This window comes from Microlunatus parietis (genome assembly GCF_013407955.1).
In the GTDB taxonomy this organism is placed as follows: domain Bacteria; phylum Actinomycetota; class Actinomycetes; order Propionibacteriales; family Propionibacteriaceae; genus Microlunatus; species Microlunatus parietis.
This window is the reverse complement of record NZ_JACCBU010000001.1, coordinates 4,341,679-4,355,891: the sequence shown is the minus strand read 5'-3', so window position 1 is coordinate 4,355,891 and position 14,213 is coordinate 4,341,679. Positions and strand designations below refer to the sequence as shown.

The 14,213-nt window shown below is 69.8% G+C and carries 15 protein-coding genes and 1 tRNA gene; 9 read left to right on the top strand and 7 right to left on the bottom strand.

Annotated features, from left to right (window positions below):
• Positions 1-38 precede the first annotated feature (38 nt).
• A complete protein-coding gene (locus BKA15_RS20920; RefSeq protein WP_179754010.1) occupies positions 39-815 on the top strand; it encodes a class I SAM-dependent methyltransferase in 777 nt (258 codons plus the stop codon).
• On the opposite strand, the gene BKA15_RS20915 is transcribed toward BKA15_RS20920, so the two are convergent.
• Together BKA15_RS20915 and BKA15_RS20910 are read right to left on the bottom strand one after the other, a co-directional pair.
• A complete protein-coding gene (locus tag BKA15_RS20915; protein ID WP_179754008.1) occupies positions 769-1,755 on the bottom strand; it encodes a zinc-binding dehydrogenase in 987 nt (328 codons plus the stop codon). The genes BKA15_RS20920 and BKA15_RS20915 overlap by 47 nt on opposite strands.
• A 55-nt stretch (positions 1,756-1,810) precedes the next feature.
• Positions 1,811-2,764 (bottom strand): beta-ketoacyl-ACP synthase 3, encoded by a 954-nt coding sequence (locus BKA15_RS20910; RefSeq protein ID WP_179754006.1) that lies wholly within the window; start codon positions 2,762-2,764, stop codon positions 1,811-1,813.
• Between the two features lie 42 nt (positions 2,765-2,806).
• Between BKA15_RS20910 and BKA15_RS20905 the strand changes: the two genes are divergently transcribed.
• The 4 genes from BKA15_RS20905 to BKA15_RS20890 all read left to right on the top strand — a co-directional run bounded on the left by BKA15_RS20905 (position 2,807) and on the right by BKA15_RS20890 (position 5,386).
• Entirely contained in the window at positions 2,807-3,502 is a 696-nt protein-coding gene (locus BKA15_RS20905) for a hypothetical protein (RefSeq protein ID WP_179754004.1), read from the top strand.
• A gap of 30 nt (positions 3,503-3,532) precedes the next feature.
• Complete coding sequence (locus BKA15_RS20900) at positions 3,533-3,919, top strand: YidH family protein (RefSeq protein ID WP_179754002.1); 387 nt, start codon at positions 3,533-3,535, stop codon at positions 3,917-3,919.
• A 6-nt stretch (positions 3,920-3,925) separates the two neighbouring features.
• Positions 3,926-4,240: a DUF202 domain-containing protein gene (locus BKA15_RS20895; protein ID WP_179753999.1), complete on the top strand. Its 315-nt coding sequence runs from the start codon at positions 3,926-3,928 to the stop codon at positions 4,238-4,240.
• An 84-nt stretch (positions 4,241-4,324) separates the two neighbouring features.
• A complete protein-coding gene (locus BKA15_RS20890) occupies positions 4,325-5,386 on the top strand; it encodes an SGNH/GDSL hydrolase family protein (protein ID WP_312879173.1) in 1,062 nt (353 codons plus the stop codon).
• 465 nt (positions 5,387-5,851) lie between these two features.
• Here the strand turns inward: BKA15_RS20890 and BKA15_RS20885 are convergent, their stop codons facing one another.
• Positions 5,852-6,205 (bottom strand): metallopeptidase family protein, encoded by a 354-nt coding sequence (locus tag BKA15_RS20885; RefSeq protein ID WP_179753998.1) that lies wholly within the window; start codon positions 6,203-6,205, stop codon positions 5,852-5,854.
• Positions 6,206-6,555: 350 nt separating this feature from the next.
• Between BKA15_RS20885 and BKA15_RS20880 the strand changes: the two genes are divergently transcribed.
• Together BKA15_RS20880 and BKA15_RS36935 are read left to right on the top strand one after the other, a co-directional pair.
• Positions 6,556-8,259: an SH3 domain-containing protein gene (locus tag BKA15_RS20880; protein ID WP_179753996.1), complete on the top strand. Its 1,704-nt coding sequence runs from the start codon at positions 6,556-6,558 to the stop codon at positions 8,257-8,259.
• Positions 8,260-8,353: 94 nt separating this feature from the next.
• The gene (locus BKA15_RS36935) at positions 8,354-9,196 is read left to right on the top strand and encodes a bifunctional 5,10-methylenetetrahydrofolate dehydrogenase/5,10-methenyltetrahydrofolate cyclohydrolase (protein ID WP_179753994.1); all 843 of its coding nucleotides are present in this window, start codon (positions 8,354-8,356) and stop codon (positions 9,194-9,196) included.
• 25 nt (positions 9,197-9,221) lie between these two features.
• Here BKA15_RS36935 and BKA15_RS20870 read toward each other — a convergent pair whose 3' ends face one another.
• Positions 9,222-9,752 carry a peptidase gene (locus tag BKA15_RS20870; protein WP_179753992.1) on the bottom strand — a complete coding sequence of 177 codons (531 nt, stop codon included), beginning with the start codon at positions 9,750-9,752 and terminating at the stop codon, positions 9,222-9,224.
• Between the two features lie 182 nt (positions 9,753-9,934).
• Between BKA15_RS20870 and BKA15_RS20865 the strand changes: the two genes are divergently transcribed.
• Positions 9,935-10,010: transfer RNA gene (locus tag BKA15_RS20865), tRNA-Glu, on the top strand.
• Between the two features lie 343 nt (positions 10,011-10,353).
• Positions 10,354-11,364, top strand: coding sequence for a phosphotransferase family protein (locus BKA15_RS20860; protein WP_179753990.1), 1,011 nt, complete (start codon positions 10,354-10,356; stop codon positions 11,362-11,364).
• Here the strand turns inward: BKA15_RS20860 and BKA15_RS20855 are convergent.
• The 3 genes from BKA15_RS20855 to BKA15_RS20845 all read right to left on the bottom strand — a co-directional run bounded on the left by BKA15_RS20855 (position 11,330) and on the right by BKA15_RS20845 (position 14,014).
• Positions 11,330-11,710 carry a TfoX/Sxy family protein gene (locus tag BKA15_RS20855; RefSeq protein ID WP_179753988.1) on the bottom strand — a complete coding sequence of 127 codons (381 nt, stop codon included), beginning with the start codon at positions 11,708-11,710 and terminating at the stop codon, positions 11,330-11,332. The genes BKA15_RS20860 and BKA15_RS20855 overlap by 35 nt on opposite strands.
• A gap of 221 nt (positions 11,711-11,931) precedes the next feature.
• Positions 11,932-12,678, bottom strand: coding sequence for a sugar isomerase domain-containing protein (locus BKA15_RS20850; protein WP_179753986.1), 747 nt, complete (start codon positions 12,676-12,678; stop codon positions 11,932-11,934).
• Positions 12,668-14,014 carry a hypothetical protein gene (locus tag BKA15_RS20845; RefSeq protein ID WP_179753984.1) on the bottom strand — a complete coding sequence of 449 codons (1,347 nt, stop codon included), beginning with the start codon at positions 14,012-14,014 and terminating at the stop codon, positions 12,668-12,670. The genes BKA15_RS20850 and BKA15_RS20845 overlap by 11 nt, the downstream gene beginning before the upstream one ends.
• Positions 14,015-14,213 lie beyond the last annotated feature (199 nt).

The following is a 14,213-nucleotide window of genomic DNA, read 5'->3' as shown; positions in this document are numbered from 1 at the left end:
TCCCGGAAAGGGATTGACGGGTGGGTCAGGATGGCGGCATGACCACCCGCGCGCTGACCTTCGGTGCCGATGCGGCCGGCTACGAGCGGCATCGGCCCGGCTACCCCGACTCGCTGATCGCCAAGATCATCGACTACGCCGCGCTGCCGATCCGGACCGCCCTCGAGGTGGGCGCCGGCACCGGCAAGGCGACCCGGGTGATGGCGGCGCACAAGATCACCGTGATCGCCAGCGAGCCGGACCCGCGGATGCTCGACATCCTTCGGGAACAGACGGCCGGGCTGCCGGTACGGACCATGGCCGGGGCGTTCGAGCAGCTGCCGGTGGACGAGCTGGCCGGCCAGGTCGAGCTGGTCTACGCAGCCGCCGCCTGGCACTGGACCGATCCGGCGACCCGGTGGGACAGGCTGGCCGCGATCCTGCCGGCCGGCGGAACGGCCGCGTTCTTCGGCGGCGAACTCGAGCTGGCCGATCCCGAGGTCCGGGCCCGGTTCCGGCAGGCGATCGGTGACGAGGCCGATCCGCACGCCGGCCCCCAGCTGAACCCGGTGGACCGGGTCGGCTGGGCCTGGCCGGCGAGCGAGATCGCCGAGGACCCCCGGTTCGGCGGGATCGAGGAGCACGCCATCCCGCGGCGGCTCTGGTTCGGCCGGGACGACTTCATCGGTCACATCGGGACCCAGTCCCGCTTCCTGATCATCGAACCGGAACAGCGGAAGTTGATCTTCGAGCGGGTCCGGGCCGTGATGCCGGACCGGATCGAGTTCGTCAGCGACCTGGTGCTCCACCTGGCTCGCCGGGCCGGCCCGGAATGAGCAGCACCTTCCCGGAGATCTCCCGCGCCTCGATCGCCCGGTGCGCCTCGGCCACCTGATCCAGCGGATAGGTCCGGCCGATGATCGGCCGGATCGTGCCGGCCGCGGCCAGCCGCTGCACGTCGGCGAAGCGGCGCGACCGCTCGGCCAGGAACGACTCCAGTTGCTCCATCCCGCGCAGCCGGATCCCTCGCCCGGACGCCTCGTCGGGGGTGACGAACGACTCGGCACCGCTGGCGTTGCCGTAGTTCGCGTACCGGCCGCCGGCCCGGACCGTGCCGAACGCCGCCCGACCAAGATCACCGCTGACTCCGTCGAAGACGACATCGACCGGTCCGGCCTGATCCGGCCAGCCGGGCTCGCCGTAGTCCACCGCCTGGTCGGCGCCGAGCTCCTTGATCACGGACAGCTTCGCCGAACCACGGGCGGCGCCGATCACCCGGGCACCGGCGATCACCGCGAGTTGCACCAGGACCGAGCCGAGCCCGCCGGCGGCCGGCAGCACCAGTACGGTCTCGCCCGCTTCGACCGGCGTCTCCTCGAGCAGCGCGGCGGCGGTGCTGCCGTCGTGCAACAGCGCCATGGCCTGCTCCAGGTCCAGATCGTCGCGAACCGGGAGGACGTCGTCGACGCCGGCCACGACTCGGCTCGCGTAACCACCGCCGGTCAGGCTGGCCACGACCCGACGCCCGAGCCACGCCGGGTCCACGCCGTCGCCCACCGCCGCGACCACACCGGCCGCCTCGAGGCCCGGCGCATAGGGCGGCGGGCCGGGCAGGAAGTCCGGCCACGCGCCGCGGCGCAGATAGCCGTCCAGCGACTGGACGCCGGCCACCGCGACGTCGATCAACAGCTGTCCCGGACCGGGCCGGGGATCGGGACTCTCCTTGATCGTCAAGACCTCGGGGCCGCCGAATTCGATCACTTCCACTTGTCTCATGCACCGAGTCTGCAACTTCAACCTTCGTTGAACTCAAGAGCCGGGCATGATCAAATCACGGAGTACGGATCACCAGGCCGGCGTAGGCGAACCCGCCGCCGAAGCCGAACAGCAGCGTCGGCGTGTCGGCCGGCAGCTCGCCGGCCTTGGCGAGCTTGGAGAACGCCAGCGGGATGCTCGCCGCGGACGTGTTCCCGGAGGCCGTGATGTCGGTCGCGACGATCGCATCGGTCAGGCCGAGCTGGCGGGCCAGCGGTTCGATGATCCGCAGGTTCGCCTGATGGCTGACGAAGACGCCGATCTCGGACAGCTCGTAGCCGGCGCGCCGGACGCTCTGCCGGGCCAGCCCCTCGGCCGCGGAGATCCCCCACTTGAAGACGGATTTCCCTTCCTGGGCGAACTTCTCGGCCGGCGGCTCGATCCGTACCGCACCGGCGAGCTCGGGCACCGAACCCCAGGTGACGTCGCTGACCGTCGGCCGGTCGGTGCGTTGCAAGATCATCGCGCCGGCGGCGTCGGCGACCAGGACGCAGGTGGTCCGATCGGTCCAGTCCGTGTAGGCCGACAGCTTCTCGGCACCGATCACCAGCGCCGTCGTCGCCGAGCCGGCCCGGATCGCCTGATCGGCGACGGCCAGGGCGTGGACGTATCCGGAACAGGCCACGTTGACGTCGATGATCGCCGGGCCGTTCAGCCCCAACCGCTGCGCCACCCGGCCGGCCGTGTTGGGCGAGCGTTGATCAGAGGTGCAGGAGGCGACGATCACAAGATCGATCTCGTCGGCCGTGACGTCGCCGGAGTCGAGCGCGTCCCGACCGGCGGCCTCGGCCAGATCGACCACCGTCTCGTCGTCGCGAGCGATCCGCCGGGTGGCGATGCCGGTGCGCAGCCTGATCCATTCGTCCGAGGTCTCGACGATGGTCGCCAACTCGTCGTTCGTCAGCACCCGGTCCGGCTGGTAGTGCCCCGTTGCCACGACCCTCGAACCGATGCGTGCCGTCTCGCTCATGATCAGACTGTAATCCAGCAGCGCTGTGGCAGGCTGAACGGTATGGATTCCTGGATCCTCGGTCTGATCGTCGTCGCAGTGATCGGCGTCGCCGTGATCGTCTACGGCGCCGTCTCCGACCGCCGGCGGCGACAGCATGCCCTGGACCAGCTCGCCTCGCCGCCGAAGCGGGACATCCCGAGGTTCTCGCCGGACTCGCCGGCCCCGCACTACCTGAACGACCTGGAGGCGCACCGCCCACCGGAGAACGCCCCGAGCACGGACCTGACCGAGGACCAGCGCACCGAGCTCGCCGCGTTGATCAAGGACCCGGCAACGATCACCCTGCCGGTGCGGCGGGCGTCCGCTCATTTCGTCACCGACAAGGCGAGCGGCTGGGCTGTGCTGGACACGCCGCGGGTGCTCCTCTGCGCCGACCCCCTGCACTCGGTACGGGAGCTGCTCGGCGTCCTGGAGCGGACGATCGCGGCCCGCGGATCGTTGGTGATCATGGCGCCCGAGTTCGCCGAGGACGTACGGAGGACGCTGGAGGTGAACCAGATCCGCCGGATGCTCGGCGTACTCGCCGTGATCGGGGACGCCGAGGCCCTCGCGGCCGCCGCCCAGGCCACCGGCGCGACCGTGACACCGGTCGGCGATCTGCGGGCCGGCTACGTCCCGGACGACGCGCTCGGCCGCTGTGCCCGGTGGATCGCCGAGGCGCGGGCGAGCCACGTCGTCCTCGCCTCCGCGGACTGAGCCCGGACGGCCACGACTAGGATCTCCAGCGTGACCGAACCGCCGTCCGGAGAACCGGACCGCCGTTGGCCGCGCCACGTCTACGGTGCCGGCACGGAGCCCGATCCGCGGTTCACGCTGGCCAACGAGCGCACCTTCCTGGCCTGGATCCGTACCGCGCTGGGATTTCTGGCCGGCGGCGTCGGCGTGATGGCGATCGCCGGGATCGGCGGGCCGGTCCAGCTCGAGGTGCGGGTCGCCGCGATCGCGCTGATCGCCTGCGGACTGGCCTGCGGCGTCGGCGGGCTGACCCGGTGGATCCGCAACGAACGGGCCCTTCGTCTGAAGCTGCCGCTGCCGTCGTCGCCGTTGCTCACCCTGATCGCCGTCGGGATCGCCGTGGTCGCCGTGGTCGCGGTCGTCGTCGTCCTCCAGTAGTCGATCATGCCGACGGACCCTGGGCTGCAGAACGAACGGACCACGCTGGCCTGGCAGCGCACCACCCTGTCCGGTCTCGCCTGCGCCTTGATCATCGCCCGCTTGGTCTTCGGCGAGTCACCGGCGATGGCGTTCATGGTCGCCGCCGTCGCGATCATCGCCGGCGGCGCGCTCGGCTGGCTGTCCGGGCTCCGCTACAAGATCAACAACGCCACCTGGCACACGAACCGACTGGCCACCGACGGCCGTACCGTCGCCGCGTTGACCCTGCTGGTCGTGATCATCGCGCTGGGGGCCACCAGCTACATCCTGCTCGGCTAGCGTCTCGGATCGATCAGGCGAACAGTCGGCCAAGAGTTTGCACAGGCCTTCCAGTGGGGGTAAGGATCTGCCAGGATCGTGAGGGTGATTCCATCGAAGCTTCTGCGGGGCTCGATCGTCGCCGCCGCCACCACAGTCCTGGCCGCCCTGCTCAGTTCGCTGGGCGTCACGCCCGCGCAGGCGGTCGCTCCCCAGTTCGTCGCCCTCGGCGACTCCTACTCGGCCGGCGTCGGCACCCGGGACAAGCAGGACGACTGCTACCGGTCCCCGTACGGCTATCCGGCCCTGCTGGCCGACGCGTACGGCCTCGCCCTGAGCTACCAGGCATGCAGCGGCGCCGTCACCGCCGACGTGGCCGCCAACCAGCTGCAGGCCCTGAGCAGCGGCACCGCGTACGTCTCGATGACGATCGGCGGCAACGACGCAGGCTTCGCCGACGTCCTCACCGAATGCGCCCAGCCGGGCTGGCTGAGCGACTGCGAGGAGGCCATCGCGGAGGGCAATGCGATCATCGCCAACCGACTTCCGGGCCGCTACGACTCCCTGTTCGGCGCCATCGCAGCCGCCGCACCGAATGCCGAGGTGGCGGTCGGCGGGTACCCGTGGCTGTTCAACGGCGAGGACTGCAATCTCGCCACCTTCTTCAGCCCCTCGGAGCAGTCGGCACTCAACGCCGGCTCCGACAACCTCGACACCCTGATCGCCGCCAAGGCCGCCGACCACGGCTTCACCTTCGTCGATCCGCGAGCCTCCTTCGACGGCCATGCGGTCTGCGACGACTCGGAGTGGATCAACGGCCTGAGCAACCCGATCGAGGAGTCCTACCACCCGAACCGGGACGGCAACGTCGGCTACGCGGCCCTGTTCGGCCCCGCGCTGACCGGGTCCCCGTTCGACCCGACCAGCCTGGCCCGCAAGGTCCTCAAAGCGCCCGCCCCCGAGAGCCGGGCCGCGGCTTTGCGGCGTGAGGCCGACGCCGTGCTGGCGCTCGACCTGGACACCCTGGCCAACCTGCGCGCCGCCCGGCAGCACGGCATCGCCCCGGCCGAGATCAAGCGCCTGGTCCGGAAACTCGGTTCGGACGACCCCGACTCGATCGCCGACGCCCTCGCCGAGCTCCGCCGCCTGGACCGCCAAGCCGACTGACCCGCCCGACCAGCGAGCTTGCACGACCCCGGACCGAACCGACCTCGGTGCCGCCCGAGCCCTGCGGGGAGGTCCTGCCGCAAATGAGCCTGTAGCGGATTCGCAGGCGACCTGCTGCGTCCGCGCCCTACACCCGAGGGCGCGGACCTGAGCCCTCAACGCGGGCAACGCCGGGGCCCGGTGCGTCCGACCTTCCCGCTCCGCCCGACTTGCCGCTCCGCCCGACCTTCGCGCTCCGCCCGGACCTCCCTGCGCGCCGCAGCCCGCACTGCGGTCCGCCCCCGCTCGCCGACCTCTCCCGCACCGGCCTACCACCCCTGTCCGGTAGGCTCACCCAGCTCGGCCGACCTTCGGCCCAGGCCAGCTGACCAACCATCCACCGACGCCAAGATCGACCGGTCAGTTCAGCAGCGACACGCCGTCAAAACCGCTGCTTTTGTGACTGGTCGGCGGAGTCTTTTTGGGTTAGGCGTAGCCGAGGGCGTGGAGGCGGTCGTCGTCGATGCCGAAGTGGTGGGCGATCTCGTGGACGACGGTGATGTGGACCTCCTCGACGACGTCGTCGAGGGTGTCGCAGATGGCCAGGGTGGGGCGCCGGTAGATGAAGATCCGGTCCGGCAGCACGCCGGCGTAATCGGTGCCGCGCTCGGTCAGCGGGATGCCGTCGTAGAGGCCCAGTAGGTCCGGCTCGTCCGGCGGCGGATCGTCCTCCACCAGGATCACGCAGTTGTCGATCAGCGCGGCCAGCTCGGGCGGGATCTCGTCGAGGGCGAGCGCGACCAGTTCCTCGAACCGCTCGGTCGACAGGTCGATCGCCACGCCCCACCTCTCGCGTTCCCGTACTTCTTCTCAGGCTTCTGCCGCCGGTTCGAGTTGTCCCTGAGGGTTCCGGCGCACCCGTACGGAGATCGTAACCATCCCGCAGAGCGGTTCCGCCGCTGGTCAGAGCGGAATAACACGGGTGTGATTTTTGACCCGCTCACGGCGTGTCGACTTGAAATCAACCTTAGATCCCTACTCAAACACTTGCCGTGACGGATGTTACGAGATTAAAGTCCTGCGCAGCTTGGGGTTGTTGTTACTGGCGTGACGTGGGGGGCGCAGGTGACGGCGTCACCAGGGGAATCCGTTCAGACGGTCCGGGAAGGCCGCCTTAGGAGGAAGAGTCCGTGAGTATCACCATCCGCGCGGTCAAGACCGTGTCGGCCCTCGCCGTAACGGCGGGCGTGGTGGTCGGCCTGCTGGGGACGCAACCGGCCGAGGCCGGCTGGCAGGCCACCGCCACCGAAGGGGTCAACATCAGGTCCGGCCCGAGCACCTCGAAATCGATCATCGGCGGCCTGTACCGAGGCGGCACGATCACCGCCCTCGGCTCCAGCAACGGCTGGACCAAGGTCCGGTTCAACGGCAGCATCGCCTACATCTCCAGCAAGTACCTGGAGAAGGAATCCGACCTGCCGGCGCCCGGTGACATCAACACCGGCAGCGTCAAGATCACGACCACGGATCTCAACGTACGCAAGGGTCCTGGCCTCTCCTACGACCGCATCACCACCCTGCCCGAGGGCATGAAGGTGACGCTCACCGGCAAGACCTCCCGCGGCTTCGCCGAGGTCACGCTAAGCCAGGGCAAGGGCTGGGTCAGCACCCAGTACCTGGCCAGCTCCAACGGCCTGCCCAAGATCACCGGCACTCGCACCGCGACCGCCGATCTCTTGATCAGGACCACGTCGGACGACGACTTCGGCATCATCACCGAGGTCAAGAAGGGCACCAAGCTCAAGATCACCGGCGCCACACAGAACGGCCGGGCCCAGATCATCTACGGCGACGCCGTCCGCTGGGTCACCGCGAAGTACCTGTCCAACACCAAGGTCAACACGCCGGTGGTGCCGGAGCTGCCCAAGGTGGTCGGCACCCGGTACGCGACCACGGAGCTCATGATCAGGTCGAGCAGCTCGGACAACTTCAAGGATCTCGGCGACGTCCCGAAGGGCACCAAGCTCAAGATCACCGGCGTGATCAAGGACGGCCGCGCCCAGATCATCTACGACAACGCCGTTCGCTGGGTCACCGCCAAGTACCTGTCCACGTCGAAGCCGAAGAGCGACGACGCGGACGACGCGGACGACTCGGGCAACGACGACGGTCCGTCGTTGGACGCCGGCGACTACGCGGTCGAGAGGGGCCTGCAGGCGAACTCGATCAAGGTCCACCGCGCGATCCTGGAGAAGTTCCCGCAGGTCAAGACCTTCTACGGGGTCCGGGCCGACTCCTGGAACGCGGAACACCGGGACGGTCGTGCGATCGACATCATGATCCCGAAGTACGGCACCTCCGCAGGCAAGGCGCTCGGTGACGAGATCGCCTCGTACCTGAAGAAGAACCACAAGAAGTACGGGATCAACTACCTGATCTGGCAGCAGCGGATCTGGAACATCGAGCGGGACAGCGAGGGCTGGCGCTGGATGGCCGGCCGCGGCAACGACTCGGCGAACCACTACGACCACGTGCACGTCACCACCTACTCCTCCGGCCACCCGTCGGCGGGCGGCTCGGGGACGGTGGACAAGTCCGGCGACGACGACAAGGCGAAGAAGGGCACCTGCAAGGCCTCGTACTACGACGAGCCCCAGGTGACCGCGACCGGCGGCTGGTTCGACCCGTCGAAGCTCAGCACGGCGCACAAGTCGCTGCCGTTCGGCACCAAAGTCAAGGTGACCAACCTCAACAACGGCAAGACGGTGACGGTCCCGGTGACCGACCGCGGACCGTACATCGAGGGCCGTTGCCTCGATCTCTCCACCGCGGCCATGAAGGTCATCGGCGGCATCAACGCCGGTGTCGTCCCGGTCAGGTACGAGGTGCTGTAGACCCGGACCCGGGTTCACCGCCTCCCACGGACCATCCGGCCCGTAGCTCACACCGAGCTGCGGGTCGGATTCCGTTCCCGGCCATAATGAGGGCGTGACCGCACGCATCCTCGACGGAACCGCCACCGCACAAGCCCTGCTCGACGAGACCGCCGAACGCGCGGCCAAGCTGACCGAGCAGCTGGGTCGCAAGCCGTGCCTGGTGACGGTGCTGGTCGGCGAGGACCCGGCCTCCGTGACGTACGTGAAGATGAAGGGCAACCGGGCCAGGAAGTACGGGCTCGAGTCGCGCCGGATCGTGCTGCCGGAGACGAGCACCACGGCCGAGGTCGTGGCCCAGGTCGAGGCGCTCGCCGCGGACAACACGGTCGACGGCATCCTGGTCCAGCACCCGGTGCCGAGCCAGGTCGACGAGCCGGCCGTCTTCGAGGCGATCGGCGCGGCCAAGGACGTGGACGGCGTCACGATGGCCTCGTTCGCCGCGATGGGACTGGGCCGCCCCGGCTTCCAGTCCTGCACCCCGGGCGGCATCATCCGGCTCCTCGACGCGTACGAGGTGCCGCTGGCCGGGCAGCACGCCGTCGTCGTCGGCCGCAGCCCGATCCTCGGCAAGCCGGTCGGCCTGCTGCTGCTGGAGCGCAACGCCACGGTCACCTACTGCCATTCCAAGACGCGCGACCTGGCCGAGGTGGTCAAGACCGCGGACATCGTGGTCGCGGCGGTCGGCAAGCCGGAACTGATCCGGGGCGACTGGATCAAGGAGGGCGCCGTGGTCGTGGACGGCGGCTACAACCCGGGCAACGTGGGCGACGTGGAGTACGCCGCAGCGGCGGAACGGGCCAGCTGGATCACCCCGGTGCCGGGCGGCGTCGGGCCGATGACGATCGCCACCCTGCTCGCCCAGACCGTCGACGCGGCCGCGGCGCGGGTCGGCTGAACCGAGGCCCTTCGACAGGATCAGGTCAGGCGGCCAGCAGCATCGCCAGCGCGGCCGTGTCGGCGTCGGTGTTCGGATCAAGATCACCACGGCTGACCAGGTGCGTCACCGTGCCCTCGATGTCGGCCTCGACCCAGGCCGCCCGATGATCAAGACCGAGGTACGGCAAGCCGGGCAGGAACACGCAGCCCGAAGCGACCTCATGATCACGCACGGTCGGGATGGTCTGCGCCGGCGGATGCAGCACGAAGAGCCCGGGCGGTTGTTCGTCGCCGGCGAACTGGCCGGGCTGCAGCGCACCGTCGCCGATCAGTGAGCCTTCGGCGACGACCAGCCCGACGGCGGTCGGCGTCAGGTCCGGTTTGTCCTCGCGGACCCGGTAGACCGTGGTCGTCGGCACCAGGCCGGGCACTGCGGCCAGTTGAACGGCCAAGATCAGCACCTTGGACCACTCGACCATGTCCTCGGGCCACCGGCCCGAGACGACGAACCCGTACAGAGATCCCTGGGACTGCAACGGAGCGATCTCGATCGAGCCGGAACGTTGATCGTCCATGATGACCCCCTCCCGACGAGGCGCCCGACCTACAGGCCTTCATTTCATGATCATCGATCAGGGTGTTAGCAGACAAGGGAGCGGGAGTGCCAACCGTGTAACAACAATGCCGGAGCGGGGCACGGCCGGGTGGAACCGGTTTGGGTTGCGGGCGCGGTTCCGGCTACAGTTTTCCGGTCCGAGTCCCCATCGTCTAGTGGCCTAGGACACCGCCCTTTCAAGGCGGCAACGCGGGTTCGAATCCCGTTGGGGATGCCAGTGAGAAGTGGCCCTGGCCAGGCAGAACGCCTGGTCGGGGCCGTTCGGCTCCGGCCGGAAACGGTTGCCGCGGGCTGCTGCGCGACCTGACGCCGAACGCCGGGTTCCGGGCCGAAAACCCTTTGCCGACGACCGACCGGGCACTGTTACGTTGCAGGTCCAAGGTCAGATCCGGGGCGCTCCCCCGGAGCACTCGACCACAGCGACTCTCAGCGAGCCGCGTGGTGTGGCGTGCTCCGGGTTGCTGTTCCCGGAGTCGGGTCGCTTCCGCGTCGTTCGCGTGGAAGGACCACATGATGTTTGCCCTTGATCCCGGCCGATCGATGCGAGAGGCGGCTGGAGGATGAACGAGCCGACCCCGAAGACACTCGAACCACGCCGGTACTCCGAGCGGCTCGGCATGATCGACGGCGCCCAACTCCAGGCCGTCGCCGACGAGTTCGGCCTGGGCCGCCTCATCGCCGCCGAGCCGGCCCTCGCGGGCCTGTTCGGCCAGATCCTGCTCCTCAAGACGACCGGCGGCGAGTACGCGCTGCGCGGACACCCGCACGGTCACGGCCAGCTCACCAAGGAGCGCTGCGTCGCGCAGCTCATCCACGAACGGTCGTCGCTGCCGGCCCCGTGGCCCTACACGATCAGCGAGAACACCGAACGGTTCGGGTGGACGTACGCCGTCATGCCCAGACTGCCCGGTGCGAACGGCTCCACCGTCTGGGATTCGGTCGACGATCACCATCGGGTGGCGATCGCGGCGACCTGTGGGGATGCCTTGGGCCGGCTGCACGAGTCGGCTGCGCCGTTCTGCGGGCCGTACGACTTCCGGCTGGACAGGTTCACCGCGGTGGACGACTATCCGCGGTGGGTCCTGCAACGCCTCGAACAGTGCCGGGCCGCGTGTCGTGAGGTCGACGCGCTGACGCCCGCGGCCGAGGACTTCGTCGACCGTCTGATCGAGGAAAGCGTCGAGTCGTTGGCCGAGCCGTTCGAGCCGGTCCTCGTCCATCACGACTTCCGGCCGGGCAACCTCAATCTCGAACAGTCCGGCCGTCACTTCGTCGTCACCGGCGTCTTCGACCTGTTCGAGGCCTACTTCGGGAACGGCGAGGAAGACCTGGTCCGGATGCTCAGGACCGTCCAGACGGGCGAGCAGCGCCGGGCGTTCGTCGAGGCGTACACGGCTCACCGTCCACTGCGTCCGGGCGCCGCCCAGCGACTTGCGCTCTTCGCCCTCGCCGACTGGCTGATCGTGTGGGGGTACGGCAAACGCCATCGTGTCTGGTTCGAGGACGACGCCTCCTTCCTCGGCCTGGTCGGCCCGATCATCGACGCGGTCCGGGAGATCGCCCCGCCGTGACGGCCCGGGCCTTGGGCGGCAGCGACGCGGCGTAGGCGACACCGATGCCGACCCACTTCGCCAGCTCGGCCTCGTCGGCGACCAGGGTCTCCGGGACCAGCAGCCAGCCGTCCAGTTCCCGGCCGCGCATCACCATCCGCTCGGCGCCGGCGGCGACCTGCTGGTCGGTCTCGGCCGGGTCGCAGCGCAGCATCAGGCCGCCCTTCGTGGCGGCCGCCGCCATCCGCCCGCGGAGCAGGAACGCCAGGCCGCCGAACATCCGCTGCTCGGTCACATCGCCCGCGTGCTCCGGATACTCCGCCAGCGCCGCGCCGATCCGCCGGGCCAGTTCCTCGTCGTAGGCCATGCCGCCACCGTAAACGCCGGGTCCGACAATCATCGGCGCGCACCGTGAATTCTCGCCGGGTACGACCGGGAGTGAATTTCAGCCGGTCAGTCGCGGCGGAAATCCACAGCGGTCGGGTCGTGAGGTGGACGCCAGCAGCAGATCGGGTGAGTGGCACGAATTTGCACTTGCTGTACGGAGAGACGGCCGACTCGCCTCGTACGCCTTGCGCTCCTCGCGGCTCAGGGCTCGATCGGGCGGATCCGGCTCCCGTAGGCGGCGAGCCGGGCCGCGTTGGCCCGGTCACCGTCGGGCAGGTTCATCGAGCGGTAGACCGGTGGGGTGACGCCGGCGGCGAGCATCCGGCGGGCGACGCCCTCGGTGAGCAGCTGGACGATGACGACGCCGACCAGATTGGACAGGGCGCCGACCCGGGTGCCGTCGGGCAGCTCGAGCGCCGCGTCGCCGGGCGGTGCGCCGTTGTCGATCACGAGGTCGGCCAGGTCCGGCAGCCGGAGGCCGCTCGGGTGCCGGCTCGGCACCGTACGGCTGTGGGCGAGTGAGCAGACGGCGATCACGGGATGGCCGGCCTCGCGGACCAGCCGAGCCAGCTCGACGACGGAGCCGTTGATGCCGGAGTTGGACGCGATCAGCCACGGGTCGCCCGGCCGCGGCGCGGCCAGCTCCAGCACCTCGGCGGCCAGGCCGGGGTCCCGTTCCAGGGTCGGGTCCAGGATGCTGGCCGGGGAGCGGTCGCCGAAGAAGACCACGTCCTGGAGCCGGACCAGGTTGACCGGTATCAGCCCGCCGGCCCGGCCGGCCAACTCGTGCACGATCAGCCGCGCGTGCCCGGTACCGAACGCCTGCAGCACGCCGTCGTCCAGCAGCGCCGCCGCGACCAGGTCGGCGGCGGCGTCGACGGACTTCAGCTGATCCTTCAGCAGCCGGTCGATGGCGGTCTTGGCCAGGCCGGGATAGTCATAGGTCATGGGGTGCCTGTCGATGGAGGGTGGTCAGCAGGGTCACCGCGCCGGCGACGACGGCCTCGGCCCCGGCCTCGTCGAACAGGCTGCTCAGCGCCTCGTAGCTGCCGTTCGCGATCGCCTCGGCGTCGGGCAGGTAGCCGAAGTAGCCGTCCGTGTAGCCGATCACCCTGGTCCGCCGGTACGGGCTCGCCCGCTTGATCCGCAGACCCAGGGACGCGAACGGCTCGACCGGGAGATGGATCCAGGCCAGGTCGCCGAGTGCCACGGCCGTGATCGGCAGCGTCCACCGGTCCGGCAGGTCGGCCGCGGCCAGCTCGGCCAGCACCCGGGCACCGTCCAGCCTGGTCTGGGCGATCCGCGTCGGACCATGATCGACTTCGGCCGGCAGGGCGGCCAGCGCGGCGTCCGCCTCGGCCACCGCGACGCGCGCCTGATCATGATCGGGAACCACCCGGCCGGGCACGAGCAGCCCACTCCGGATGATCATCGGCGCACCGTCGACCGACCGGGCGCCAAGGCTCGCCTCGAGCACCTGATCGGCCAGCCGGGCGCCGATCCGGTCCGCCTCCGCGAACGTCTGACCGGACCTGACGAAGCGGGTGCTGATGTCGCCGGCGGCTCCCTGCAGGAACAGCACCGGCGGCTCGCCCGGCAGCGCGGCGGAGATCCGGCGCCGGCAGGCGCCCGGCCAGTCCGCCGTGTGCTGGAGATTGGCGGCCGGCAACACCGTGGGATGACAGCCGTGGTCGATGATCACGGCCGCCGGCTTGTCGTCCGAGATCCGTTGCAGGGTGAGGATCCCCACCGTCGGGTCGTACGGGCCGCCCGGGTGCAGCCGGTTGCTGCCGACCCCGGCGACCGGCCGTTCGGCGAACGTGGGCCGTACCTCGACGGCGGATTGATCATGAACCGCGGCGAACAGCCCGGACAGCCGCTCGCCCAGCTCCGCGACCGCGACCGGGTCGACGTCGGCCGGATGCCCGGGATGAATCGACCCGACCCAACCGGACGGGGCCGCATGGGTGTGGGACGCGGCGATGATCAACTCCGGGACCCGGTCGAAGACCATCGCCAGCCGCCGGCGGCAGACGTCCCGCAGCGTCGGCGTCACCCCGATCACGTCGAGGGCGAGCCAGATCAGCCCGGCATCATCCGGGCCGGACCGCAGCCAGACAGCGCCGGCCGCAAGATCATCGTGGGTGCCCGTGCTCACGGCTCCGGCGCGCGCCGCGTAGCCGGCCAGCGGCCCTGGGCGTGCGGGCGTGATCATCGTCGTGGCCGCACTGGCCAGCAGCGCGGTGGCACGCACCGGCACGCCGGCGTCGTCCCGGTCGATCACGCGGACCCGCTTCTCATGACGCCAAGTTGACCCGATCCAGTACCGGATCGACCAGCGACGTCCGGCGATCGGACTAGACCACTGCCGGCCGGCTCCGGTACGAAATCCACGACTGGACGCAGATCCGACGGTCCAGGCGGCCGAACTTGGTCTATTCCGGGCCGGGACCGACGATGCCGGCCCAGCCGAGCCGGACACC

Coding starts and splice junctions, on each gene's coding strand:
- BKA15_RS20920 (WP_179754010.1), top strand. CDS start 39: ATGACCACCCGCGCGCTGACCTTCGGTGCCGATGCGGCCGGCTACGAG.
- BKA15_RS20915 (WP_179754008.1), bottom strand. CDS start 1,755: ATGAGACAAGTGGAAGTGATCGAATTCGGCGGCCCCGAGGTCTTGACG.
- BKA15_RS20910 (WP_179754006.1), bottom strand. CDS start 2,764: ATGAGCGAGACGGCACGCATCGGTTCGAGGGTCGTGGCAACGGGGCAC.
- BKA15_RS20905 (WP_179754004.1), top strand. CDS start 2,807: ATGGATTCCTGGATCCTCGGTCTGATCGTCGTCGCAGTGATCGGCGTC.
- BKA15_RS20895 (WP_179753999.1), top strand. CDS start 3,926: ATGCCGACGGACCCTGGGCTGCAGAACGAACGGACCACGCTGGCCTGG.
- BKA15_RS20870 (WP_179753992.1), bottom strand. CDS start 9,752: ATGGACGATCAACGTTCCGGCTCGATCGAGATCGCTCCGTTGCAGTCC.
- BKA15_RS20860 (WP_179753990.1), top strand. CDS start 10,354: ATGAACGAGCCGACCCCGAAGACACTCGAACCACGCCGGTACTCCGAG.
- BKA15_RS20855 (WP_179753988.1), bottom strand. CDS start 11,710: ATGGCCTACGACGAGGAACTGGCCCGGCGGATCGGCGCGGCGCTGGCG.
- BKA15_RS20850 (WP_179753986.1), bottom strand. CDS start 12,678: ATGACCTATGACTATCCCGGCCTGGCCAAGACCGCCATCGACCGGCTG.